This is a genomic window from Burkholderia pulmonis (assembly GCF_984667975.1).
In genome coordinates this window covers 947,904-969,250 of sequence record NZ_OZ480186.1, presented here as the reverse complement: position 1 = coordinate 969,250, position 21,347 = coordinate 947,904, and the positions used below count along the sequence as shown (strand labels likewise).

Annotated in this window: 26 protein-coding genes and 1 tRNA gene; 12 read left to right on the top strand and 15 right to left on the bottom strand. The window is 68.2% G+C overall.

All coding sequences use genetic code 11. The features are described 5' to 3' along the window. Nucleotides 1-57: 57 nt before the first annotated feature. Nucleotides 58-360 carry a hypothetical protein gene (locus AC5LXK_RS04515; protein WP_041492762.1) on the bottom strand — a complete coding sequence of 101 codons (303 nt, stop codon included), beginning with the start codon at nucleotides 358-360 and terminating at the stop codon, nucleotides 58-60. A 503-nt stretch (nucleotides 361-863) separates the two neighbouring features. On the opposite strand from AC5LXK_RS04515, the gene AC5LXK_RS04510 reads away from it, so the two are divergent. Both AC5LXK_RS04510 and AC5LXK_RS04505 read left to right on the top strand, forming a co-directional pair. Then, on the top strand, nucleotides 864-1,793 hold the full coding sequence (locus AC5LXK_RS04510; RefSeq protein WP_493390503.1) for a Rossmann-like and DUF2520 domain-containing protein: 930 nt from the start codon (nucleotides 864-866) through the stop codon (nucleotides 1,791-1,793). Between the two features lie 75 nt (nucleotides 1,794-1,868). Then, nucleotides 1,869-2,432, top strand: coding sequence for a YggT family protein (locus AC5LXK_RS04505; RefSeq protein WP_493390502.1), 564 nt, complete (start codon nucleotides 1,869-1,871; stop codon nucleotides 2,430-2,432). 12 nt (nucleotides 2,433-2,444) lie between these two features. Here AC5LXK_RS04505 and AC5LXK_RS04500 read toward each other — a convergent pair whose 3' ends face one another. The 5 genes from AC5LXK_RS04500 to AC5LXK_RS04480 all read right to left on the bottom strand — a co-directional run bounded on the left by AC5LXK_RS04500 (nucleotide 2,445) and on the right by AC5LXK_RS04480 (nucleotide 5,373). Then, complete coding sequence (locus AC5LXK_RS04500) at nucleotides 2,445-2,795, bottom strand: DUF190 domain-containing protein (protein ID WP_493390501.1); 351 nt, start codon at nucleotides 2,793-2,795, stop codon at nucleotides 2,445-2,447. A gap of 23 nt (nucleotides 2,796-2,818) precedes the next feature. Beyond that, nucleotides 2,819-3,205, bottom strand: coding sequence for a fluoride efflux transporter CrcB (crcB, locus tag AC5LXK_RS04495; protein ID WP_493390500.1), 387 nt, complete (start codon nucleotides 3,203-3,205; stop codon nucleotides 2,819-2,821). A gap of 170 nt (nucleotides 3,206-3,375) precedes the next feature. Further along, nucleotides 3,376-4,251, bottom strand: coding sequence for an SIR2 family NAD-dependent protein deacylase (locus AC5LXK_RS04490; protein ID WP_493390499.1), 876 nt, complete (start codon nucleotides 4,249-4,251; stop codon nucleotides 3,376-3,378). A gap of 145 nt (nucleotides 4,252-4,396) precedes the next feature. Then, nucleotides 4,397-4,777 carry a DUF4406 domain-containing protein gene (locus AC5LXK_RS04485; RefSeq protein ID WP_493390498.1) on the bottom strand — a complete coding sequence of 127 codons (381 nt, stop codon included), beginning with the start codon at nucleotides 4,775-4,777 and terminating at the stop codon, nucleotides 4,397-4,399. After that, the gene (locus AC5LXK_RS04480; protein ID WP_493390497.1) at nucleotides 4,774-5,373 is read right to left on the bottom strand and encodes an NUDIX domain-containing protein; all 600 of its coding nucleotides are present in this window, start codon (nucleotides 5,371-5,373) and stop codon (nucleotides 4,774-4,776) included. The genes AC5LXK_RS04485 and AC5LXK_RS04480 overlap by 4 nt, the downstream gene beginning before the upstream one ends. Before the next feature lie 81 nt (nucleotides 5,374-5,454). Between AC5LXK_RS04480 and AC5LXK_RS04475 the strand changes: the two genes are divergently transcribed. The 3 genes from AC5LXK_RS04475 to AC5LXK_RS04465 all read left to right on the top strand — a co-directional run bounded on the left by AC5LXK_RS04475 (nucleotide 5,455) and on the right by AC5LXK_RS04465 (nucleotide 7,491). Then, nucleotides 5,455-6,210 (top strand): DeoR/GlpR family DNA-binding transcription regulator, encoded by a 756-nt coding sequence (locus AC5LXK_RS04475; protein WP_493390496.1) that lies wholly within the window; start codon nucleotides 5,455-5,457, stop codon nucleotides 6,208-6,210. Nucleotides 6,211-6,340: 130 nt separating this feature from the next. Continuing rightward, on the top strand, nucleotides 6,341-6,952 hold the full coding sequence (locus tag AC5LXK_RS04470; protein WP_493390495.1) for a chromate transporter: 612 nt from the start codon (nucleotides 6,341-6,343) through the stop codon (nucleotides 6,950-6,952). After that, nucleotides 6,949-7,491, top strand: a complete 543-nt coding sequence (locus AC5LXK_RS04465) for a chromate transporter (RefSeq protein WP_493390494.1) — start codon at nucleotides 6,949-6,951, stop codon at nucleotides 7,489-7,491. The genes AC5LXK_RS04470 and AC5LXK_RS04465 overlap by 4 nt, the downstream gene beginning before the upstream one ends. A gap of 29 nt (nucleotides 7,492-7,520) precedes the next feature. Here AC5LXK_RS04465 and scpB read toward each other — a convergent pair whose 3' ends face one another. The 3 genes from scpB to AC5LXK_RS04450 form a co-directional block, all read right to left on the bottom strand. Continuing rightward, nucleotides 7,521-8,330, bottom strand: a complete 810-nt coding sequence (scpB, locus tag AC5LXK_RS04460; protein ID WP_493390493.1) for a methylmalonyl-CoA decarboxylase — start codon at nucleotides 8,328-8,330, stop codon at nucleotides 7,521-7,523. Then, nucleotides 8,327-9,550, bottom strand: coding sequence for a CaiB/BaiF CoA transferase family protein (locus tag AC5LXK_RS04455; RefSeq protein WP_493390492.1), 1,224 nt, complete (start codon nucleotides 9,548-9,550; stop codon nucleotides 8,327-8,329). Before AC5LXK_RS04455 ends, scpB begins: the two co-directional genes overlap by 4 nt. 62 nt (nucleotides 9,551-9,612) lie before the next feature. Next, nucleotides 9,613-10,935 carry an MFS transporter gene (locus AC5LXK_RS04450; protein ID WP_493390491.1) on the bottom strand — a complete coding sequence of 441 codons (1,323 nt, stop codon included), beginning with the start codon at nucleotides 10,933-10,935 and terminating at the stop codon, nucleotides 9,613-9,615. Between the two features lie 171 nt (nucleotides 10,936-11,106). Here AC5LXK_RS04450 and AC5LXK_RS04445 point away from each other — a divergent pair, with 171 nt between their 5' ends. The 3 genes from AC5LXK_RS04445 to AC5LXK_RS04435 all read left to right on the top strand — a co-directional run bounded on the left by AC5LXK_RS04445 (nucleotide 11,107) and on the right by AC5LXK_RS04435 (nucleotide 13,242). Then, nucleotides 11,107-12,036, top strand: a complete 930-nt coding sequence (locus tag AC5LXK_RS04445) for a LysR substrate-binding domain-containing protein (protein ID WP_493390490.1) — start codon at nucleotides 11,107-11,109, stop codon at nucleotides 12,034-12,036. 126 nt (nucleotides 12,037-12,162) lie between these two features. After that, nucleotides 12,163-12,504: a DMT family transporter gene (locus tag AC5LXK_RS04440; protein ID WP_493390489.1), complete on the top strand. Its 342-nt coding sequence runs from the start codon at nucleotides 12,163-12,165 to the stop codon at nucleotides 12,502-12,504. Nucleotides 12,505-12,612: 108 nt separating this feature from the next. Then, a complete protein-coding gene (locus tag AC5LXK_RS04435) occupies nucleotides 12,613-13,242 on the top strand; it encodes a LysE/ArgO family amino acid transporter (RefSeq protein WP_493390488.1) in 630 nt (209 codons plus the stop codon). A gap of 3 nt (nucleotides 13,243-13,245) precedes the next feature. Here AC5LXK_RS04435 and AC5LXK_RS04430 read toward each other — a convergent pair whose 3' ends face one another. Then, nucleotides 13,246-14,406, bottom strand: a complete 1,161-nt coding sequence (locus tag AC5LXK_RS04430) for an enolase C-terminal domain-like protein (RefSeq protein ID WP_493390487.1) — start codon at nucleotides 14,404-14,406, stop codon at nucleotides 13,246-13,248. A gap of 285 nt (nucleotides 14,407-14,691) precedes the next feature. Then, nucleotides 14,692-15,036, bottom strand: a complete 345-nt coding sequence (locus AC5LXK_RS04425) for a cupin domain-containing protein (RefSeq protein ID WP_059904985.1) — start codon at nucleotides 15,034-15,036, stop codon at nucleotides 14,692-14,694. Nucleotides 15,037-15,339: 303 nt separating this feature from the next. Between AC5LXK_RS04425 and AC5LXK_RS04420 the strand changes: the two genes are divergently transcribed. Beyond that, nucleotides 15,340-15,414: transfer RNA gene (locus tag AC5LXK_RS04420), tRNA-Gly, on the top strand. Between the two features lie 238 nt (nucleotides 15,415-15,652). On the opposite strand, the gene AC5LXK_RS04415 is transcribed toward AC5LXK_RS04420, so the two are convergent. Beyond that, entirely contained in the window at nucleotides 15,653-15,985 is a 333-nt protein-coding gene (locus tag AC5LXK_RS04415; protein ID WP_493390486.1) for a hypothetical protein, read from the bottom strand. Between the two features lie 253 nt (nucleotides 15,986-16,238). On the opposite strand from AC5LXK_RS04415, the gene uraD reads away from it, so the two are divergent. Beyond that, nucleotides 16,239-16,847 carry a 2-oxo-4-hydroxy-4-carboxy-5-ureidoimidazoline decarboxylase gene (gene uraD / locus AC5LXK_RS04410; protein ID WP_493390485.1) on the top strand — a complete coding sequence of 203 codons (609 nt, stop codon included), beginning with the start codon at nucleotides 16,239-16,241 and terminating at the stop codon, nucleotides 16,845-16,847. A gap of 191 nt (nucleotides 16,848-17,038) precedes the next feature. After that, nucleotides 17,039-17,806 (top strand): tRNA (guanosine(46)-N7)-methyltransferase TrmB, encoded by a 768-nt coding sequence (gene trmB / locus AC5LXK_RS04405; protein ID WP_493390484.1) that lies wholly within the window; start codon nucleotides 17,039-17,041, stop codon nucleotides 17,804-17,806. Nucleotides 17,807-17,917: 111 nt separating this feature from the next. Here trmB and AC5LXK_RS04400 read toward each other — a convergent pair whose 3' ends face one another. From AC5LXK_RS04400 to AC5LXK_RS04390, 3 genes are all read right to left on the bottom strand, one after another. Then, nucleotides 17,918-18,748, bottom strand: coding sequence for an undecaprenyl-diphosphate phosphatase (locus AC5LXK_RS04400; protein ID WP_493390483.1), 831 nt, complete (start codon nucleotides 18,746-18,748; stop codon nucleotides 17,918-17,920). Between the two features lie 81 nt (nucleotides 18,749-18,829). Further along, nucleotides 18,830-19,411: a DUF1439 domain-containing protein gene (locus tag AC5LXK_RS04395; protein WP_493390482.1), complete on the bottom strand. Its 582-nt coding sequence runs from the start codon at nucleotides 19,409-19,411 to the stop codon at nucleotides 18,830-18,832. Beyond that, a complete protein-coding gene (locus AC5LXK_RS04390) occupies nucleotides 19,408-19,722 on the bottom strand; it encodes a YkgJ family cysteine cluster protein (protein ID WP_493391184.1) in 315 nt (104 codons plus the stop codon). The genes AC5LXK_RS04395 and AC5LXK_RS04390 overlap by 4 nt, the downstream gene beginning before the upstream one ends. A gap of 171 nt (nucleotides 19,723-19,893) precedes the next feature. Between AC5LXK_RS04390 and hemN the strand changes: the two genes are divergently transcribed. Further along, nucleotides 19,894-21,285, top strand: coding sequence for an oxygen-independent coproporphyrinogen III oxidase (gene hemN / locus AC5LXK_RS04385; protein ID WP_493390481.1), 1,392 nt, complete (start codon nucleotides 19,894-19,896; stop codon nucleotides 21,283-21,285). Nucleotides 21,286-21,347: the final 62 nt, after the last annotated feature.

The following is a 21,347-nucleotide window of genomic DNA, read 5'->3' as shown; positions in this document are numbered from 1 at the left end:
GCCCCTCGCGGGACGTTGCGCCGTTTTGCCGCGCGCGGTCAGGCCGCGCGGGACGAATCAGCGACGCCAGTAGCCGTGATGGCCCCAGCCGCCGCCATAGTAGCCATGGCGCCAGTACGGACGGCCGTAGTAGCCGCCGACGACCACGGCGGGCGGCGGTGCGTAGTAGGCCGGTGCCGGCGCGTAGTACACGGGCGGCGGAGGCGGCGCGTAGTACACCGGCGGCGGCGGTGCATAGACGGGATACGCGGGTGCGACCGGGATACCGATGCCGACCCCGATCGACACGTGAGCCTGTGCGGCGCTTGCGGCACCCAGGCCCAGCGCGGCGGCGGCGATGAACGGAATGAGCTTTTTCACTTCGATTCTCCTGCTGGAGCGGGGTTTTAGGCGCTCCTGTCGGCAACGGCGGGCATGCACGTCGCATGGATGCAATGTAGCGAAAACCCGCCCCTCGCGTATCGTGCATTTGTTGCAAATTGCAATTGCACGCGGCTGGAGCTGCCCTGCGGCGCGGCGTCCAGAGCCGGCGGCACCCCTTGCGGGCCGCGCGATTCCGTCCGACGACTCGGGTCGCGACACCATGGCCGGTCAGTCTTACCGGATCCGGTACCCGCGGCGGGCACGCATACGTAATGAACGATTACAAATTTGAGACAAGATGCCGACATTTCAAGAGGGATGCGGCACACCATATTTCGGGGTCCGATTCCACGATCGTGATCCGGCCATGACGGCAGGCGCCGGAGCGCACCGCACACCGGTAATTCATACGCACTTGCGCATCGCAATGCCCCTTCCGCGACGCCGCAGTCATTCCTGCGATACTGGCGGTTGCTTCGTTTTCGCTTACATCCACCGCCATGCTTCTTCCCGACACCCCCCGCCTCGGCTTCATCGGCGCCGGCCGTCTCGCGCGCTGTGTCGCGCAGCGCTTCGCGCAGGCCGGTTTCCCCGTCGTCGCGATCGCGAGCCGCACGCCCGCGTCGGCCGCCAGCCTCGCCGCGCGCATCGACGGCTGCCAGGCGGTCGACACGCCGCAGCAGGTCGTCGATGCGGCCGACCTGATCTTCCTGACGGTGCCCGACGATCATCTCGCCCCGACCGCCGCGGCGCTCCGTTTCGATGCGTCGCGCGCCGCCGGCCAGGCGGTCGTTCATTGCAGCGGCGCATCGGCGGTCGCGCTGCTCGATCCGGCGAAGCAGCAAGGCGCGGCCACCGGCGGCTTTCATCCGCTGTATCTGTTCGGCGGCACCGACGCCGACCTCGCGCGCATCGACGGGTGTTCGGTCACGATCGAAGCGGACGGTGCACTGCACGCGACGCTGCTGCGACTTGCCGCCGCACTCGGCTGCCATCCGCTGTCGATTCCGGCGGGCGGCCGGATGCTTTATCACGCGGCCGCACACTACGCGGCGAGCTTCGCACTGTGCGGGCTGTCGGAAGCGGTCGAGCTGTGGCGCGGCCTCGGTTTCGACGAGGAAGCCGCGCTGCGCGCACTGCTGCCGATGCTCGCCGGTACGATCGAGACCGCGCGCGACAAGGGGCTCGCGAACGCGCTCTCCGGCCCCGTGTCGCGCGGCGATACGGGCATCGTCGAACGCCAGCTCGCGTTGCTCGAAGCCCGCGGCGGCGATCACGCGGCGCTGTACGCGCTGCTGACGCGCCGCGCGGTCGCGCTCGCGGCGAAGCGCGCCACGCCGCCGGCGTCGCTGCCGGCGCTGGCCGAAGCCGTCGAAACGTCGCTCGCGCGCACGGCCGCGCACCCCTCCCCGTCGCGCGACGAGGCGTGATAATGTGTCGGCCGATGCGCCGCCAACCGGCGTTGGCGGCCGCGCGCTACTGACTGTATAAAAAGGATGCCAACGATGTTCGGCGAGATCGCCCGTTTTCTGCTCAATACCGTCTTCACGCTGTTCGGCGCCGCGCTGATCCTGCGCATCTGGATGCAGGCCGTCCGCGTGCCGCCGTACAACCCCGTCACGCAGGCCGTGCTGCAGGCGACCAACTGGCTCGTGCTGCCGCTGCGCCGCGTGATCGCGGGCGTGCGCGGCATCGACTGGGCCAGCGTCGTCGCCGCGCTGCTCACCGCGCTCGTCTACGTCGTGCTGATGGTCGTGATGGCCGGCTTCGATCCGGCCTCGGTGATCGCGACGCTCGTCGTGGTCGCGCTGCTCACCGTCGTGAAGTGGGCGCTCAACCTCGTCATCTGGATGACGATCCTGATGGCGCTGCTGTCGTGGCTCAACCCGCGCTCGGCAGCGATGCCGATCCTCTACCAGCTCACCGCGCCGTTCCTGAACCCGCTGCGCCGCGTGATCCCGAACCTCGGCGGCATCGACCTGTCGCCGATCCTGCTGTTCGTGATCGTCCAGGTGCTGCTGATGATCGTCACGCGCGCCGCCGTGTCGCTGACGATGTTCGGCATCTGATTCGACACCGCCCTATGCCGCCGGCCCCTGCGCCGGCGGTGCGCCGAGCGTGTCGATCACGCCGAACCGCGCCGGCATCATCGCGTAGCACACCCGCACTTTCTCGTGCGACAGCCGCTCGAGCAGCCGCTGCGCCTCGTCCTCGGTGACGATGAATTCGACCTCGATCGCGAGCGAACCCTGCAGTTCGAAGAAGCGGTCCTCGTGCAGCACGCGATGCTGGCCGAAACCGGCCATCGCGCGAAACGCGGACCCGCCCGCGACGCCCATCCGGTTCGCCTCGTCCAGCAGCCATTCCCACAGCGGCTTCCAGTGCAACCGGTGCTGCTCGTGCACATAGAAGCGCAAGAAGATCCTGTCCATCGCACCCTCCGATGGCGGCCTGCTCAGGCCGCCGCGAGCCACGCACGCGCGGTCCACATGCCGAGCGCCGTGAGCGCGAACGATCCAGTCAAGTGTAGGGCAGCCACCGCAAACGCCCATCCGAATTCGCCCTCGAGCGCGTGCGTCATCACTTCGACCGAATAGGTCGAGAACGTCGTGAGGCCGCCGAGGAAGCCCGTGATCACGAACAGCCGCCACTCGGGCGGCAGCCCGACGCGGGTCGTGAACACGACGGCGGCCACGCCGATCACGTAGCCGCCGATCAGGTTCGACGCGAGCGTGCCGAGCGGCACCGCGGGAAAGAATTCGTTGAGGGCGAGACTCAGGAACCAGCGCAGCAACGCGCCGAGCCCGGCGCCGACGAAGATCGCGACGATCGAATAGAACAAGGGCACTCCCGGTCGGTAACGCGGCGGGACTCAGCCGCCGGCCCCCGGTTGCCCGGGGCGAGGTCCGCTCGTGGACGCACGCGTTGCGTCAACGGGCGGCACAGGCTGAACTGTATGCGGATTCGCCGCGCCCCTGCAACGACGACACCGGCATGGCGCCGCCGGCCGGTTCACGAGCGGTGCCACGCGGCGTCGAGCACGCTCAGCGTCGCGAGCGCACCGCCCTTCAGCCCGATCACGTCCGCACGGCGCGCATGCGCTTCGCGTGCGTTGATGCGGATCACGTCGTCGCCGAGCCGCTCGCTCAGCAGGCGCACGGTCGGAATCGCGGTGCCCGCGCCGATCTCGACCACGGCGACGCGCCCGGCCCGCGCGATCCAGTCTTCCAGCGCGCGCTCCTGCGCGTCGTAGCGTGCCCCGAGCCAGCCGGTGTCGCCGAACATCAGGATGTTCGGCCGCGCGAGGCCGCCGCAATGCGGACAGCGTGGCAGGTCTCCGACCAGCCGGCACGTCGCTTCGTCGACATCCGGCACGAACGGCGCCGCGTCCCACGTATCGTCCGTGCACGGCCGCAGGCACTGCATCGCATGAATCGAGCCGTGGATCTCGACGATGCGCGCCGGATCGAAGCCGGCTTTCTGGAACTGGCCGTCGACGTTGCTCGTCAGTACGAAGCCACCGTTCGGCATCGCGTCGATCCAGCGGCGCAGGATCGCGAAGCCCGCGTGCGGCACCGTCGCGCGATAAAGCGCGAGACGGTGCCCGTAAAAGCCCCAGGCGAGCGGTGCCCGCGCACGAAACGCGTGCGGCGACGCGATCTCGTGGAATTCGAAATGCTCATGGCGCAGCGCCGGATACGCGCGCCAGAAGCCGTCCGTGCCGCGGAAATCCGGCAACCCGGAATCGACCCCGATGCCCGCACCGGCCGTCACGAGCAATGCGTCGGCACGCGCGAGCGCATCGACGGCGGACGCGACGAGATCGGCGGGAAGCGGCGTGGAGGAGACAGTGGAGTCGGTGGAATCAGTGGAATGGGAGAACGGCATGATGGGGCGGCGGTAGCGTCGAACGGTGCGCGGTGGCGTCGCGATCATACGCCGGTTCGGACGCCGCGCCGCGTCGGCCAAGCAAACGCGTGACGCAGCAAATGCCAGCCTGCGGACGATGCAAACGCCGGCGATACCGCACGGCTCAGCGATCCGATTCGTCCTGCACGACCGGAATCTCGTCGATCGAGAAATAGACCGGCTTGCCGAGCTGCGTTGCAAGGCCGACGTCCATGTCCGCCCCGCGCGACGCGCCGTCGATACGCAGCACCGCATCGCAGCGTCGCAGCAACCGGTGCGCGGCCGGATACAGGAACGCTTCGCCGATCGCGTCGCCGACCTGCGTCGACCCGGCCGCGGCCGCGAGCGGCAGCGACACCCACTCGCCGATCATCGGCACATGGCCGCGGCGATACACGGCGAGCGCCGCCGCCTCCAGCCGCCGCAGGTTCTCGGCGATGCGCGCGGGGTCGCCGTCCGTGCCGCTGCGATAGGGGCCGGCGACCAGCACGAGCCGCGGCGTCATGCGGCGCGCGCGCCCGCGGTTTCCCGCAGCGCGACGTACTGCAGCAGCATGATCGTCTTCGCATCGACGATCTCGCCGCGTTCGACCGCGTCAAGCGCCGCCTGCAGCGGCATCTCGACGACCTCGAGATCCTCGCCCTCTTCCGCGACGCCGCCGCCGTCGCCGGTACGCAGCGACGCATCGTATTCGCCGACGAAGAAATGCAGTTTCTCCGTCACCGATCCCGGGCTCATGAACGCCTCGAACACCTTGCGCACGCCACGCACGCGATAGCCGGTCTCCTCCTCGGCCTCCGCGCGGATGCGCACCTCCGGCGTTTCATCGTCGAGCAGGCCGGCGGCCGCTTCGAGCAGCATCCCGTCGTGCCCGCTCACGAACGCGGGCATCCGGAACTGCCGCGTCAGCAGCACGTCGCCCGTGCCGGCATGGCGCAGCAGGATCGTCGCGCCGTTGCCGCGATCGTAGGTCTCGCGGCTCATGCGCTGCCACGTCCCGTCGCGGCGCAGGAAATCGAACGTCACCTTCTTCAGCACATACCAGTCGTCGGACAGCACCGTCGTATCGACGATGCGAACCCGGTCACGCGTTGCAGCCATTGCAGCCTCCCGTTCGACAAAGGACGGCGCCCATGGTAACGTGCATATTCGTGCAATTTCAAGAATTTTCGTGCAACCACGATGCTGACGACACAACGCAAGAAGGCGATCCTCGATGCACTCGCGCGCGACGGCCAGGTGCTGGCCGTCGAGCTGAGCGTGCAATTCGGCGTATCCGAAGACACGGTGCGCCGCGACCTGCGCGAGCTCGCGGCCGAAGGCCTGCTGCAGCGCGTGCATGGCGGCGCGTTGCCGGCGTCGCCGGCTGTCGCGCCGTTCGCGCAGCGCGAGGCGCTGGAGACGAACGAGAAGCGGCGCATCGCGCGACGGGCCGCGGAGATGATCGCGCCCGGGCAGGTGGCGATCGTCGACGGCGGCACGACCTCGGCGCTGCTCGTCAGCCAGTTGCCGGCCGACCTGCGCGCGACGATCGTCACGCACAGCCCGAGCGTCGCGGTCGCGCTGGCCGCGCATCCGTCGATCGACGTGATCCTGATCGGCGGGCGGCTCTACAAGCATTCGATCGTCGCGGTCGGCGCGGCGGCGATGGAGGGCATCGCGCGCATCCATGCGGACCTTTACTTCATGGGCGTCACGGGTGTCCATCCGGTCGCGGGGCTCAGCACCGGCGATTTCGAGGAAGCGGCGATCAAGCGCGCGCTGGCCGAACGTGCGGCCGAGACCGTCGTGCTCGCATCCCAGTCGAAACTGCGCGCGGCATCGCAGTTCGTGATCGGCGAGATCACGCTCGCGCAGACGGTCGTCGTCGAGCAGGAAACCGACCCCGCGCTGACGAAGCCGATCGAGGCCGCGGGCGTGACCGTGGTGCGCGCGTAGCGGCATCGCATTCGTGCCTGCCCAATCGATGACGGGTGTCGTTACGCCGGCACCGAGCCCATGTCAGCATGCTGACAGGCACCGCTTGCTAACATGAGCGATCGCCCGCTCGCCACGCGCTACCCGCCCGATGCCCCCGCCCTCCGTCACGACTCCTCCGGCCCCGCCCGCGGGCGATGCGCCGCCACCTGGCGTCTTCGCGCTATTCGTCGCGTTCTCGCAGATCGGCCTCACCAGCTTCGGCGGCGGCCTCAGCGGGCGGATGATGCGCGACTTCGTGTACGAGCGGCGCTGGCTCGACGAAGAGGCGTTCCTCAACGGCCTCGCGCTGTCGCAGGCGTTGCCGGGCGTCAACGTGAAGAACCTCGCGATCTGGATCGGCTACCGGCTCGCCGGATGGCGCGGCGCAGTCGCCGGCTTCACCGGCATCATCGCGCCGCCGGCCGTGCTGATCGTGCTGTTCGGCATCGCGTTCTCGACCCTCACGCGCTTCCCGCTCACGCATGTCGCGCTCGCCGGCGCGGCGGCCGCGGCAATCGGGCTGTCGATCTCGATGGCGATCACCGCCGTGCGCCGGCTGCCGCGCCGCATCCTCCCGTTCGCGGTGATGGCGCTCACCTTCGTGTCGGTTGCCGTGCTGCACTGGCCGCTCGTCTGGACCGTGCTGATCGGCGGCACGCTGAGCGTCGCGCTCGAATACCGCCGCGCGGCCGCCCCGCCGGCCGGGAGCGACGCACGATGACCACTTCGGCACGCTACGCCGCACTGTTCGGCGTGTTCGCGCCGCTGTCGATCGCGACGATCGGCGGCGGGCAGGCGATCATCGCGGACATCCAGCGGCAGGTCGTCGATGTGCATCACTGGATGACCGCCACGCAATTCGTGAACGACTTCGCGATCGCGCGGATGGCGCCGGGCCCCGGCTCGCTGCTGGCGACGCTGATCGGCTGGCAGGTGGCCGGCTTCTGGGGCGCGGTGATCGCGACGCTCGCGCTGTTCGGCCCGACCGCGTTCCTGATCTACGGCGTCGCGCACCTGTGGCGGCGCCACCAGGGCGCGCGCTGGCAGATCGCGCTCGAAACCGGCCTGCGCCCGGTTGCGGCCGGCATGATCCTCGCGTCGGTGTGGGTACTGCTGCAGGCGCTCGACGGCGGCTGGGCCGCGCGCGCGATCGCGGTTGCGTCGACGCTGTGCGTGATCTACACGCGCCTTCATGCGCTGCTGCTGATCGCGATCGGCGCGTTGCTGCTCGTCGGCGTGCATGCGCTCGGCGGCATCTAGCGCACGCCACCGCCGCACGCCAGATACCTCTAGACGCCGCGAAACTGCGGCGCGCGGCGCTCCGCGAATGCGCGCAGCCCTTCGTCGAAATCCGCGCCTTCGCACGCCTGCCGGCGCAACTCGGCAATCCGCTCGAACGCGTCGGCCGGCAGCGGCCGCGCATCCTGCAGCACACGCAACTGCTCCTTCACCGCATGGACCGCGAGCGGTGCCTTCGCGGCGATCGTGCGCGCAACGTCGAGCGCCGCGTCGTCGACACCGCCCGCGTCGGCCAGCCGGTTCACAAGCCCGTGATGCGCGGCACGTTCCGCATCGAGCGGCTGCGCGCAGAAGAACATCTCCTTGAGCACGTGGATCGGCAGGTTGTCGTAGAAGCGCAGCAGGCCGCTCGTCGAATACGGCAAGCCGATGTTCGCGGGTGTCATCGCGAAACGCGCGTCGCGCGCCGCGACAACAAGGTCGCAGCTCATCGCGAGATCGACCGCCCCGCCCCACGCCGACCCGGCCACCGCCGCGATCACCGCGCCCGGATAGGTCCGCACGCGCCGCAGCGCGCGTTCGAGCGGCTTGCCGTATGCGAGCGGATCGCGGTCGTCGGCCAGTTCGCGCAGGTCGTGCCCCGCACTCCACACGTCGCCGCTGCCGTCGTTCGACAGGATCACGACGGGCGGCGGGCGGTGTTCGGCCAACGCATCGAGGCGCGCAACCAAAGCGTCGAGCAACGGCGCGTCGAGCGCGTGCCGCCGCGCAGGATTCGAGAAGCGCACGCGCGCGATCCGCTCGCCGACCATGTCGACCGTCACGGCCGACGCGCTGTCGTGTTTCGTCACGTCGGTCATTGCACGGCCTCCGCCACGGCTTCCGCCTGGAAGATCGCACGCCCGGCCAGCAGTTCGTCGATCGCGTCGCCGCCGTAGCCCGCTTCGCGCAGCACGTCGACCGTATGCTCGCCGAGCAGCGGCGGCGCATGGCGCGTGCGCGGCGCCGGCACGTCGTCGCCCATCCCGCCGAGCGGCGTGACGACCTGGCGCAGCATGCCGAGCGTCGGATGCGCGACCGGCTCGACCAGCCCGCAATGCGCGAGCTGCGGATCGGCGAACACTTCGTCGAGCGTATTGATCGGTCCGGCCGGCAGCCCGGCTTCGACGAAACGCTGCGTCCATTCGCGCTTGCCGCGCGTGCGCAGCCGGCTTTCGAGCAACACTTTCAGTGCGTCGCGGTGCTCGACGCGCGCATCGTTGGTCGCGAAGCGCGGATCGTTCGGCAGCTCGGGCAGATCCAGCAACTGGCACAGCCGCAGCCACATGTCGGTCGTGATCGGCGCGAGGTTGAGCGGGCCGTCTGCCGTCTGGAACACGCCGTACGGCGCGATCACCGCATGCGCATTGCCGGTGCGGCGCGGCACGTCGCCGAGGCTCAGGTAGCGTTGCCCGTGCACGCTCAGCAGCGAGACGAGGCTTTCGAGCAGCGACGTGCCGACATGCTGGCCGCGCCCGGTACGCTCGCGCTCGAACAGCGCGGCCATCACACCGGTCGCCACCCACATCCCCGAGCTGAGATCGCCGATCGCGGTGCCCGTGCGGGTCGGTTCGCCGTCCGGAAAGCCGGTGAGGCTCATCAATCCCGCATAGCCCTGCGCAATCTGGTCGAAACCCGGCCAGTCGCGCAGCGGGCCGCGCGGGCCGAACGCGGTGACGCTGCCCATCACGAGCCGCGGATCCTGCGCGCTCAGCGCGGCATAGCCGAGCCCCATCGCGTCCATCGTGCCGGCCTTGAAATTCTCGATCACGACGTCGGCCTGCGCGATCAGGCGCCGCACGACGTCGATGCCGGCCGGCTGCCGGAAGTCCACGCAGATGCCGCGCTTGTTGCGGTTGCAGGACAGGTAGTACGTGCTCACGCCGCGATCGAACGGCCCCCATGTACGACTCATGTCGCCGTTGGGCCCCGACTCGACCTTGATCACGTCGGCGCCGAGATCGGCGAGCACCATCGAGCAGAACGGCCCCGACAGCGCGCGACTCAGATCGACGACCTTGATTCCCTTCAATGCCTGCATTCCGGACTCCTGATATGGATGACTGGGTATGGCGTGTGCGCGAACGCGCGGCGCGGTGCCGCTCATTCGGGCAGCGTCTGATGGCGCGTTTCGACCGCGAACGGCAGGATCAGGATGCCGAGCCCGAACACGGCCGCGGTCCATGCGATCGGCACGCCGAGCGATCCGTAGCCGTGAATCGCGGCGCCGAGCAGGAAGTTCACGCCTGCGCCGATGAAGCGGCCGACCGACGCGTTGAACGCGAACGCGGTGGCGCGCACACGCGTCGGGTACTGCTCGGGCAGCCACAGCGAGAAGATCGCGAAGTTGCCGCCGAAGAAGCCGAGGAACGCGAGCGACACCATGAAGGCCGTGAGCCCGTTCGGCTGGTAGAACGCCCAGCCGAACGCGAACACGATCGATGCGGCCATCCCGGCGAAATACACGCCGAGCGCAGTGCGCCGGCCGAGCCGTTCCGACAGCCACGGTGCAATCAGGCAGCCGGCGATCGTCGCGCACGACAGGATCGCCGCGCCGATGGACGCGAGCCGCAGCGCACCGACGTGATCAATGCCCGCGCGCGCCGCCAGCGTGCTGACCGCGCTCGCCTCGTAGACGGAGCCCGCCCACAGCCCGACGATCGCGACGCCGACGAGGCTCGCGCTCGTCAGCGTGCGGCGCCGGAACGCCGGCGCGAAGATCTCGCGCAGCGGATGTGCGCGCCGCGCGTCGGCCACGTTGCCGTCGCGTGCGTCGTGCCGGCGCCACTGCCCCGGCTCTTTCACGCGCATCACGGTGAACACCGCGAGCAGCGCGGGCGCGAGCCCGCACAGGAACATCGCGCGCCAGCCGTAGGTCGCGCCGACCGTGTAGTTCAGGCAGGCCGCGATGAAGAAGCCGAAGTAATAACCTGTCTGCAGGTAGCCGGCGCCCATTTTGCGGCGGTCCTCCGGCCAGCTCTCGGCGACGTAGGTGCCCGCGAGCGCCCATTCGCCGCCGACGCCGATCCCGGCGATCAACCGGCACGCGGCCAGCGCCCATACGTCGTGCACGAACGCGGCCGCGCCGGTGAACACCGAATAGATCAGGATGCTCGCGGCAAGCGTACGCACGCGGCCGAAACGGTCGGCGAGCGGCCCCCAGATGAACGACAGCCCCCAGCCGATCAGGAACAGCGCGAACAGGATCGAGCCGTACATCCCGAGATTCGCCGGCGTCGCCGCGATGCCGGAGGCCGGCAGCAGTTCGGTCAGTGCGGGAATCAGCACGAGCGCGTAGATCACCGAATCCACGCCGTCGAGCACCCAGCCCGCGTAGACGGCCCAGAAGCCCTTCACCTGCTCGCGCGTGAGCGGCGTACGCCGCGGCTTCGCGCCGGCCGCCGGCGCGTCGATCGCCTTGAACATCTTCGTCTCCTTGCCGGCGTGAACCGGCACGTTCGCCGCGTCCGGTCCGGGATGGCCGGCAGTCGGGCTCTTTTGTGAGACGAGTATAGAAACACCATCGATCGCAGAAAAATATGATATTCATCTTGCTCGATCGGATTTACTTATGGCTTGAAACGGGAGACGGCGGCGATGGACTTGAGACAGTTGCGCTATTTCGTGAAGGTCGTCGAATGCGGGAACGTCACGCATGCGAGCGAGGCGCTGCACGTCGCGCAGCCGGCCGTCAGCCAGCAGATGCGCAATCTCGAGCAGGATCTCGGGATGCAGCTGCTCGAGCGGAGCGTGCGCGGCGTCGCACCGACCGCCGCCGGCCGCACGCTGTACCAGCACGCGCTCGAACTGCTGCGCCAGGCCGACGGCACGCGCGAGCTGCTGCGGCGCGACGCCGATACGCCGCAGGGCCGCGTGACGGTCGGCATGCCGTCGAGCACCGCGCGCGTGCTGGCCATTCCGCTCGCCCGCGCGGTGCGCGACCGCTATCCCGGCATCATGCTGGAACTGATCGAGGCGCCGAGCGCCGATCTCGACACGCTGCTCGAACGCACGCGGCTCGATCTCGCGATCGTCGTCGACGCGGTCGACACGCGCGGCATCGCGATCCACCGGCTGCTGACGGAAACGCTGTACCTGATCACGTGGCCCGGATTCCCGGTGCCGGACGACCCCGTGCCGCTCGACGCGATCGCGCGGATGCCGCTCGTGCTGCCGAGCGCGCCGAACACGATCCGCAACCGCGTCGACTGGGCGATGCGCGAGGCCGGGCTGTCGTACGAGATCAGCTTCGAGGCGAGCTCGACCGGGCTGCTGTTCGCGGCCGTGATGGCGCAGCTCGGCGTGACGATCCTGCCGTGGACGGCCGCGCACGTCGAGATCGAGGAACGCAAGCTCAAGCTGTCGACGGTCGCGCACCGGCTGTTCGCGCGCGACCTGTCGCTGTGCCGGCACGATACCGCGCTCGTCAGCAACGCGGTGCAGAAGGTCCAGGCCGAGATCGTCCGGCTGTTCGACACGCTCGGGCAGCGGCCCGAGTGGGCAGCCGGGAATGCCGGGCGCGCGTGACCTGCGCAGCGCGGCGTACCTTGTGCCGGCCCGCGGCGCGGACTAAGCTCCTTTCATCCTGGGTACCGCTGACACCTCCACTTCTCCTCGCCGCTCGGTATAAGCGTCGGGGGAAGGAGGCCGTTCGTGTCCCCGTTCCAGTCTGCCTGGCTTCTGCTGGGCGTCAGTGTCCTCGCCGAAGTGCTCGGCTCCGTCGGCCTGAAATTGTCGGCCGGTTTTTCCCGTCCGCTGCCGTCCACGATCACCGTCGTCTGCTATGCATGCGCGGTGTGGCTGATGGCGCTCGCGACGAAGCGGCTCGAAATGGGGCTCGCGTATGCGAGCTGGGCCGCCGCCAGCACGGCGGCCACCGCGGTGATCGGCATCGTCTGCTTCGACGAATCGGTGTCGTCGCTGAAGCTCGCCGGCATCGCGCTGACCGTCTGCGCGCTCGTCGCGCTCAATCTCGGCGAGGCGGCAACCCGGTGAGCGGTGCGCGGGTGCCGGGGGGGGCATTGACAACGCCCCCCAGCGCCCCTTAACGTTGCTCGCATCGTAACCATCACCGGTTCAGCTTAAGAGGTTGTCGGCCCGCTCGTGCTCGACACCTCCGCCTTCCTCGAAGGCCTGCTGCTTGGCGCCGGCCTGTTCACGTCGGTCGGCCCCAAGGACGCCTTCGTCATCAAGCGCTCGATCTCGAGCCCCCATCTGCTCTCCATTGCCCTCGTTTGCGCAGGCAGCGACGCGCTGCTGATCGTGCTCGGCGCGCAGGGGTTGTCGTCTTTGCTGTCGCGGCATCCCGCCGTGGTGTCGGCCGCGCTGTGGGCCGGTATCGCATATCTCGCCGGTTACGGTCTGCTCGCGTTGCGTTCGGCGATCGTGAGGCAGCAGCCCGGGTATGTCGACGGTTCACGCGCACGCAGCGACGAGCCCACGCTGTCACGCACCGTGCTGGCAACCGCCGCCGTCTCGCTGCTCAACCCGTATGCGTGGATCGATACGGTGCTGCTGATCGGCACCGTGATCGTGAGTCACACGCCCGCGGCTCGCGCGCCGTTTGCGATCGGCGCGATCACTGCTTCGCTCGTCTGGTTCCTGATGCTCGTCTATGGCGCCCGCGCGTGCCGTGCGTGGTTCGCTCGTACGATCGCGTGGCGGGTGCTCGATGGCTTTGTTGCGGTGATGATGCTGGGGTTCGCGGTGCGCTTCGCGATCGACGCGCTTTAGGCGTCAGCGGCCCGATATCGCCTGGAATGTGTCGTACGCCTGGGTATGCAGTTCGAAACCGATACCCGGCGCCTGCGGCACGCGTGCGTATCCGGCGTCGACGGCTTCGCCATCGGCCAGCCCGCTGAACGGACGAAACGCGAACGGACTGACTTCCGCACCGCCAAGCCCGAGCGCCGCGACGACGTGCAGCGAGAACAGATGGCCGCCGTGTGGCCAGAACGCGTCGCGCCGCCAGCCGCGCGACACGAAGTGATCGACGATCTGCAGATAGCCCGGCAACCCGTAGCAATGCACGGGATCGAACACGAGCACGTCGCGATCGTTACGCAGTCCGCCATAGCGGTCGAGCAGCCTCGCTTCCGCGAGCGAGAACAGCGCTTCGCCGGCCGCGATCGGCGGCGCGTATCGCGTCGCGACGTCTGCCTGGAGCGGCAGGTCGAGCGGGTCGCAGATGTCCTCGAACCACCAGAGATCGAACGGTGCGAGCATCTTGGCAGCTGTGTGGGCGGTCGTCGCATCGTATGTGTTCATCGCGTCCACCGCGAGATGCGAAGCGCCCGCAAGATGCGCGGCAGCGGTTTCGATACGGCGCCGGTCCTGGTCGAGATCAGCGCCGCCGATCTTGATCTTCGCATGCGTGTAGCCGAGATCGACGATACGGCGCATCTCGTCCGACAGGCGCGCGAGATCGTCATGCGGATAACGGTAGCCACCGCCCGCGTACACGCGCACGCGTGGGGCTGCCGTGCGTCCAAGCCGGTCGGCAAGAAAACGATGAAGCGGCAGGTCGGCGATCTTCGCGGCGGCGTCCCAGATCGCCATGTCGAGCGTGCCGACCGCGACGCAGCGTTCGCCGTGTCCACCGGGTTTTTCGCCGGCCATCATCGTGCGCCACGCGCGGAACGGGTCGAGGTTCGTGCCGGCTTCATCGGCGAGCGTGTCGGCCGCGGCCAGCAGGCGCGGCGCGAACCGTTCGCGGATCAGGCCGCCCTGCGCGAAACGGCCGATCGATGCGTAGCCGTAGCCCGTCACCGGACGGCCCGCGCGCACGACATCGGTCACCACCGCGACGACACTCGTCGTCAGGCCGCCGGACGAAATCGCCGGATCGGCATAGCGGGAGACGGGGATCGCTTGCTCGCGGATCGCGGTGATGCGCATGGTCGGGGTTCCGGGAAAACATGCGGTGTTCGCAGGCCATGCGCGCATGACGGCCAGCGCGACTGGCGGATCGTCGCATCATAGGCGCTTGCGCGATGTCTTGCCGGCCCCCGGCGCGATCGCGCGGCATGGCGGAACCGGCCGGGCGTGCGACCACGCTCGGCGAACTGCTTCCGAACCGGAACGAGTTTGATTGAGCCGGAATCGCTCGCATGACCTCCCGGCTCCGTGACCCGGGAGGTATCGAGCGACGAAGGTATGCGTGGATCGAACCCGCAGGCTCGCTCAGGCAAAGACGAAGTACTTGCGCACCGTCTCCACCACTTCCCACGTCCCCTTCATGCCGGGTTCGATCACGAACACGTCGCCGGCCTTCAGGTGCACCGATTCCTCACCTTCCGGCGTGATGATGCAGTAGCCGTCGAGGAAGTGGCAGTACTCCCATTTCTCGTAGTTCACCTCGAACTTGCCCGGCGTGCAGATCCAGGTACCCATGATCTTGCTGCCGTCCCTGGAAAGGTACGCATTGAGGTTCACGGTATGCGGATCGCCGCCGATGCGCTTCCACTTGGTCGCGTCAAGGACCGGCGTCGGGCAGGTTTCGCGCAGAACGGTGATGAAATCGGACATGTCAGCTCCAGACTAACGAACGTATGAGAGGCTTGTTACGTTAGTTCGAAAGCGTTGTCGGGACTTGTATGCGTCCGACACCGACTCGTCTATTTTCGACACCGGCTTGTGTGCAGCAGGCGCGCCGCCAGCGCGTTGCATTCTGCCTCGGCGCTACGGCGCCGCCTTGCGTCACGGTCGATCCGTTCGCGGAGCCTGCGCATCGAGACGGGGCACCATCGGGAAATGCGAAACCCGTTTGCCAGCAGCCCCAAACGCCTCACTTGCAACACCGCCGCCAAACCCTGTAGAATTAGGCGTTCTGCGGGCGTCGTATAATGGCCATTACCTCAGCTTCCCAAGCTGATGACGTGGGTTCGATTCCCATCGCCCGCTCCAGTCTTTCTCAAACCCTTGCCGCGCAAAGCTTGCAGGGTTCCCAGGCAGTCACTGCCGCACTCCCAGCAATATCCGTCTCGAATGTGTGCCATCGCGCATGTCCGTCGCGTGCTCGTCTCAGGATCGCCCGATAGATCGCCCGCGACGAGAAGTCCGGTACCTGCTCCATCCGCAACTCGCTTCAGGCCGCCCTCGCCCGACCGCATGCGAAGGCCGCCCCATGCACGCAGCGCCTCCCTCATGCCGCCCGCAACATCACGATGACGAGGGGCAGGCACAGCAAGCCGTGAAGCACGATCGCGCAATACGCCGGCATCGCATTCGCTCCGGCGTCGCGGTTCGCATTCAGCAACGCACCGATCGCCCAGACGAGGCCGCCGAGCGAAACGATGCCGCACAGGACGACAACTGCCAGCGCGGTACCGATCGCACCGAATCCTGACGCCCCGGCAAACGCCTCCGGATTATTGAAGATCGAGATGCCGACGATGCCTGCGATCACGCACTCGGCAAGCGCAAGCGTCACCGGTCCGCTGCCGATCTTGCGACGGTCGGAAGTTGTGTCATTCATGGCTTTTCTCCCCAAAGGCCATTGGTCGTGGATCGCGCCGACGCGTCATTCCTCACTCAAGTTGCGAACGCAACCACATGTGGAACATGAAGCGTCATAGCGGCCGTCATCGTTTCTTGTCGTTCTGGCCGCGAGCAACCGGAACGAAACGCGCACTGTTCATTGTCGTCACGTTGCGCACGCGTCTCGCACATCCGGTCATGCCGGCTGCGTCGGCGATTCTACTCAATCACCCGGCAGCAGCGCATCACCCTTGCAATCGCGAACCGGGCACTCGCCGGACGTCGCCGAAGAAGCCTGGGCCGCGCGCCCGTTCGATTCGGTCGACGCGCTGCACGCCGCGATGATGGCCAACATCCGCTCCCGCGGCATCGACGCGAAGAAGGCGTTCTTCGACCGTCACCCGGAACTGTCGGCACAGGCGGTATGTGGTGGCGGGCTGACGCATGCATCGGTCAGCGAACAGACGAGCGCCGGCCTCGACGCGCTGACCGACGACGAGGAAATCCGCCTGCAGCGGATGAACCGCGCGAATCGCGAGCAGCACGGCTTCCCGTTCATCATCTGCGTGCGCCACTATACGAAGGCCGGCATCTTCTTCGAACCGGAAAGCCGCGTGTCGCGCGAGACTGCATTCGAACTCGACTACGCGCTGAACCAGATCAAGGCGATCACGCGCCGCCGGCTCGACCAGCGCGTCGCGCGATGCACAACGCATCCGTTCGCTGAAACGAGGGCCGAAGCGACATCCGCTTCGGCTCTCTCCATATGGTCCTCAACCCGGCGCACGTCGGCGCCGGGCCAACGGCGGCGCGGCCGCCGCCCGCCGCAACCTTGCCAGTCCGATCAAACCAGTCCATAATCCGGCTCTTTCCGGTTGGCTGAACGGGAAATCCTTAAGGATCAACGGCTTGACGGCGTATCGCCGCTCCCGTCGCCACGTTCCGCAACCGCGCGCCCAGCCGCCTCGTCGAAGGCGGCTTTTTTGTACCGCGCTGGCGCGTCCCGCGCGCCCGATGCCCTCGCCCGCAACCGAGCCTTTCTCTGTCACCGATGATGCACGACGATCCGAACGAAGCCGGCCTGCCGCCGCACGACGACGCCATTCCCGACGAAGCCGCCGAAGGCGCCGACGCAGCCAACTCGCTGCACCACCGCCGCATCCGCAGCTTCGTGACGCGCGCCGGCCGCGTGTCGACCGGCCAGCGCCGTGCGCTCGACGATCTCGGCCCGCGCTTCGTCGTCCCGTATGCGCCGGAGCTGCCCGACTGGGATGCCGTGTTCGGCCGCAGCGCACCGCGCATTCTCGAGATCGGTTTCGGGATGGGCGCATCGACGGCGGAAATCGCCGCACATCGCCCGGGCGACGACTTCCTCGGCGTCGAGGTGCACGAGCCGGGCGTCGGCGCGCTGCTGAAGCTGATCGGCGAACAGAACCTGCCGAACATCCGCATCATCCAGCACGACGCGGTCGAGGTGCTCGAGCACATGCTCGCGCCGGAAAGCCTCGACGGCGTGCACATCTTCTTCCCCGATCCGTGGCACAAGGCGCGCCACCACAAGCGCCGGCTGATCCAGCCGCTGCTCGTCGCGCATCTCGCGTCGCGCCTGAAGCCCGGTGCTTACCTGCACTGCGCGACCGACTGGCAGAACTACGCGGAGCAGATGCTGGAAGTGCTCGGCGCGGAGCCGACGCTCGAGAACACGGCCGCCGATTACGCGCCGCGCCCCGACTACCGCCCGGTGACGAAGTTCGAACGGCGCGGGCTGCGGCTCGGCCACGGCGTGTGGGACCTGGTGTTCCGCAAGCGCGCAGGCTGAGCCACGTCGCTGCGGCGGCACGCGCCGCCCTGCTCCAGATAAGGAAAAGCCCGACCGGCATCTGCCGATCGGGCTTTTTTCATTTGGGACGCGGTGGCCTGCCTGCCGGCTTCACGACCAGTTCAGCCAGCCGCTGTAGCCGACCAGCAGCACGAACAGGCCGAACGCGATCCGGTACCACGCGAACACCGTGAAATCGTGCGTCGCGACGTAGCGCAGCAGCCAGCGCACGCACACGAACGCACTGACGAACGCCGCGACGAGCCCGAGCGCGAACAGGCCGAGCGAATCGACGGTGAACGCCTGCCAGTCCTTGACGGTTTCGTAGAGCGTCGCGCCGAAGATGATCGGAATCGCGAGGAAGAACGAGAATTCGGTGGCCACGCGCCGGTCGAGGCCGAACAGCATCCCGCCGATGATCGTCGAGCCCGAGCGCGACATGCCGGGCACCAGGGCGAAGCACTGCGCGATACCCACCTTCAATGCGTCGAGCGGCGTCAGTCCATCGACCGACATCACGCGCGGCGGCTCGCTGCGTTCGCGCTGCCGCGCCTCGGCCCACAGGATGATCGCGCCGCCCACGACGAGCGCGAATGCAACCGGCACCGGCGAGAACAGCACGGCCTTGATCTTCTTCTCGAACAGGAGGCCGAGCGCAACCGCGGGAATCGTCGCGATCACGACGTTCAGCGTGAAGCGCCGTGCGTCGGGCCGGCTCGGCAGCCCGGATACGATGGAGGCGATCCGCTGCCGGTATTCCCAGCACACCGCGAGGATCGCGCCGAACTGGATCACGACGTCGAACGTCTTCGCGTGCGAATCGTTGAAATTCAGGAAGCTGCCCGCGACGATCAGGTGGCCGGTGCTCGACACCGGCAGGAATTCCGTCAGCCCCTCGACGACGCCGAGGATCAATGCCTTGCAGATCAGGATCCAGTCCATTCGTGGCCCAACTCCGAAATGGTCGAAAGGAATGGGCCACTCTTTCCACGCGCGGCCCGCCCGGCCACGCGTGGTACGTCGTCATTTTTCGACGATCGCCACGCGTATGCCGTTTGTAAGAATCGTAATTGTACCGGGTTCGTAGTTCACCCCGGCAAATTGCAGCTGTTCGGGCTTGAACGTATAGATCGGATAGTTGGTCAGCAGCTGCGTCGCGAGCAGGCCCGCGGCCGCGCCGACCTGCTGCGCGTACATCTGCGCGTCGCCGTCGAGCACGAGGCTGTCGACGGCGGGCGCCTTCAGCACGACCGAGCGGCTCGACGCGTCGTACGCGAGCTGGCCGGACACCGTGAACTTGCCGCTGACGGGTGCACGCAGGAACGGGCTCGCGAAATGCGCATCGAGCTGCACGGCGACGCGGTTCTGGTCGGGCAGCAGGTTGACGGCCGGGTTTGCGAGCGACACGTCGACGACCTGCGCGACCGTCTTCTGGTAAGGAAACTTGCGTGCGACAGCCTTCTGCACGTCGCCGCGCGAGAACGTGTAGTGGTCGGGAATGAACGGGAACGTCGATGCGCAGGCGGCGAGCGATACGCACACGCCGACGGCGCCGAGGGTGGCAGCGAGAAAACGGCGCCGGCCGGGCGCGCGGGGTGCGGTCATGCTGAATTCTCTCCTGGATGCGCGGGCCGCGTCGCGGCCTCGAGGCGCGTGAGCCATGCGAGCGCGTCGTCGCGCGACGCGCCGCACATGTCGGCGGACGGCTGCAGCCCCGAGCAGCACGCAGGGCGCTCGGGCCGGCCGAAGATCATGCAGCGCAGGTCGTCGCCGAGCTGCACGCAGCGCACGCCGGCCGGCTTGCCGTCGGGCATGCCCGGAATCGGGCTGGAAATCGACGGCGCGATGCAGCACGCGCCGCAGCCCTCGCGGCACGCGTGCGGCGGAACATCGGCACGCGCCGGGCGGACAGGTATTTCGACGGACACTCGGCTCTCTCGACGAACGACAAAAACGGTGCGGCAACCGGACGCGGCGTCCGGTAGCCCCACCCCGCATTGTGCCATCGCCAGATGCGACGTTATTACACAATGCAGCCGAATCGCGCGTTTATATACTCGAAAGCATCTAAAAAGAGCGAGACCGTCATGAGTTCTGGTTCTGCCGACACAATGTTCCGTCCCGATTTGCTCGCGAAATACGGCGCGAACGGGCCGCGCTATACGTCGTACCCCACCGCGCTGCAGTTCCGCGACGATTTCGACCCGGCCGACTACGTCCGCGCGGCCGGCGACCCCGGCGCGTCGTCGAGCGATCTGTCGCTGTATTTCCACATCCCGTTCTGCAACACCGCATGCTTCTACTGCGGCTGCAACAAGATCGCGACCAACAACCACCGCCGCGCCCGCCCGTATCTCGACCAGCTCAAGCGCGAGATGGCGCTGCAAGCGGCGCTGTTCGACCCGTCCCGCCCCGTCACGCAGCTGCACTGGGGCGGCGGCACGCCGACCTTCCTGTCCGACGACGAAACCGCCGAGCTGATGGCGGCCACCCGCGAGCACTTCGCGCTCGCGCCGGACGCCGACGCCGAGTTCTCGATCGAGATCGATCCGCGCACGGTCACGCCGGCGACGCTCGTCCACCTGCGCACGATCGGCTTCAACCGGCTGAGCCTCGGCGTGCAGGATTTCGATCCGGCCGTGCAGCAGGCGATCAACCGCGTCCAGCCGCTCGCGATGACGGCCGACCTGCTCGGCGCCGCCCGCGCGACGGGCTTCCATTCGGTCAGCGTCGACCTGATCTACGGGCTGCCGCACCAGACCGTCGCCGTGTTCGCGCGCACGCTCGAGACGATCATCGAGCTCGCGCCCGACCGCCTGTCGGTGTTCGGCTACGCGCACATGCCGCACCTGTTCAAGATGCAGCGGCAGATCGACGAAGCGACGCTGCCGCCGCCTGAAACGCGCATCGCGCTGCTCGGCCTCGCGATCGACATGCTGACGTCGGCCGGCTACGTGTACATCGGGATGGACCACTTCGCGCGACCGTCCGACGAGCTGGTGCGCGCGCAGCAGAACGGCACGCTGCAGCGCAACTTCCAGGGCTACAGCACGCGTGCGGACACCGATCTCGTCGGCTTCGGCGTGTCGTCGATCGGCAAGGTCGGCGACGTCTATGCGCAGAACGCGAAGGATCTGCCCGCCTACGGCGCCGCGCTCGACGCGGGCCAGCTGCCGATCGCGCGGGGCGTGCGGCTCACGCCGGACGACCGGCTGCGCCGCGACGTGATCACGCAGCTGATGTGCAACCTCGACCTGCCGTTCTCGCATGTCGAGGCCGCGCACGGCGTCCGCTTCGCCGACCATTTCGCGCGCGAACTCGACGCGCTGCGCCCGTTCGAGCGCGACGGGCTGCTGACGATCGCCCGCGACCGCCTGACGATCCACCCGGCCGGCCGGATGGTCGTGCGCAACATCGCGATGGCGTTCGACGCGTACCTCGGCCAGACGCCGCGGCAGCGCTACTCGCGCACGGTCTGAGCGCCGCGCCGGCCGCACGCGGGCGGCCGGTTTGATAGAGTGTGAGGCTTACCTCCGCTCCG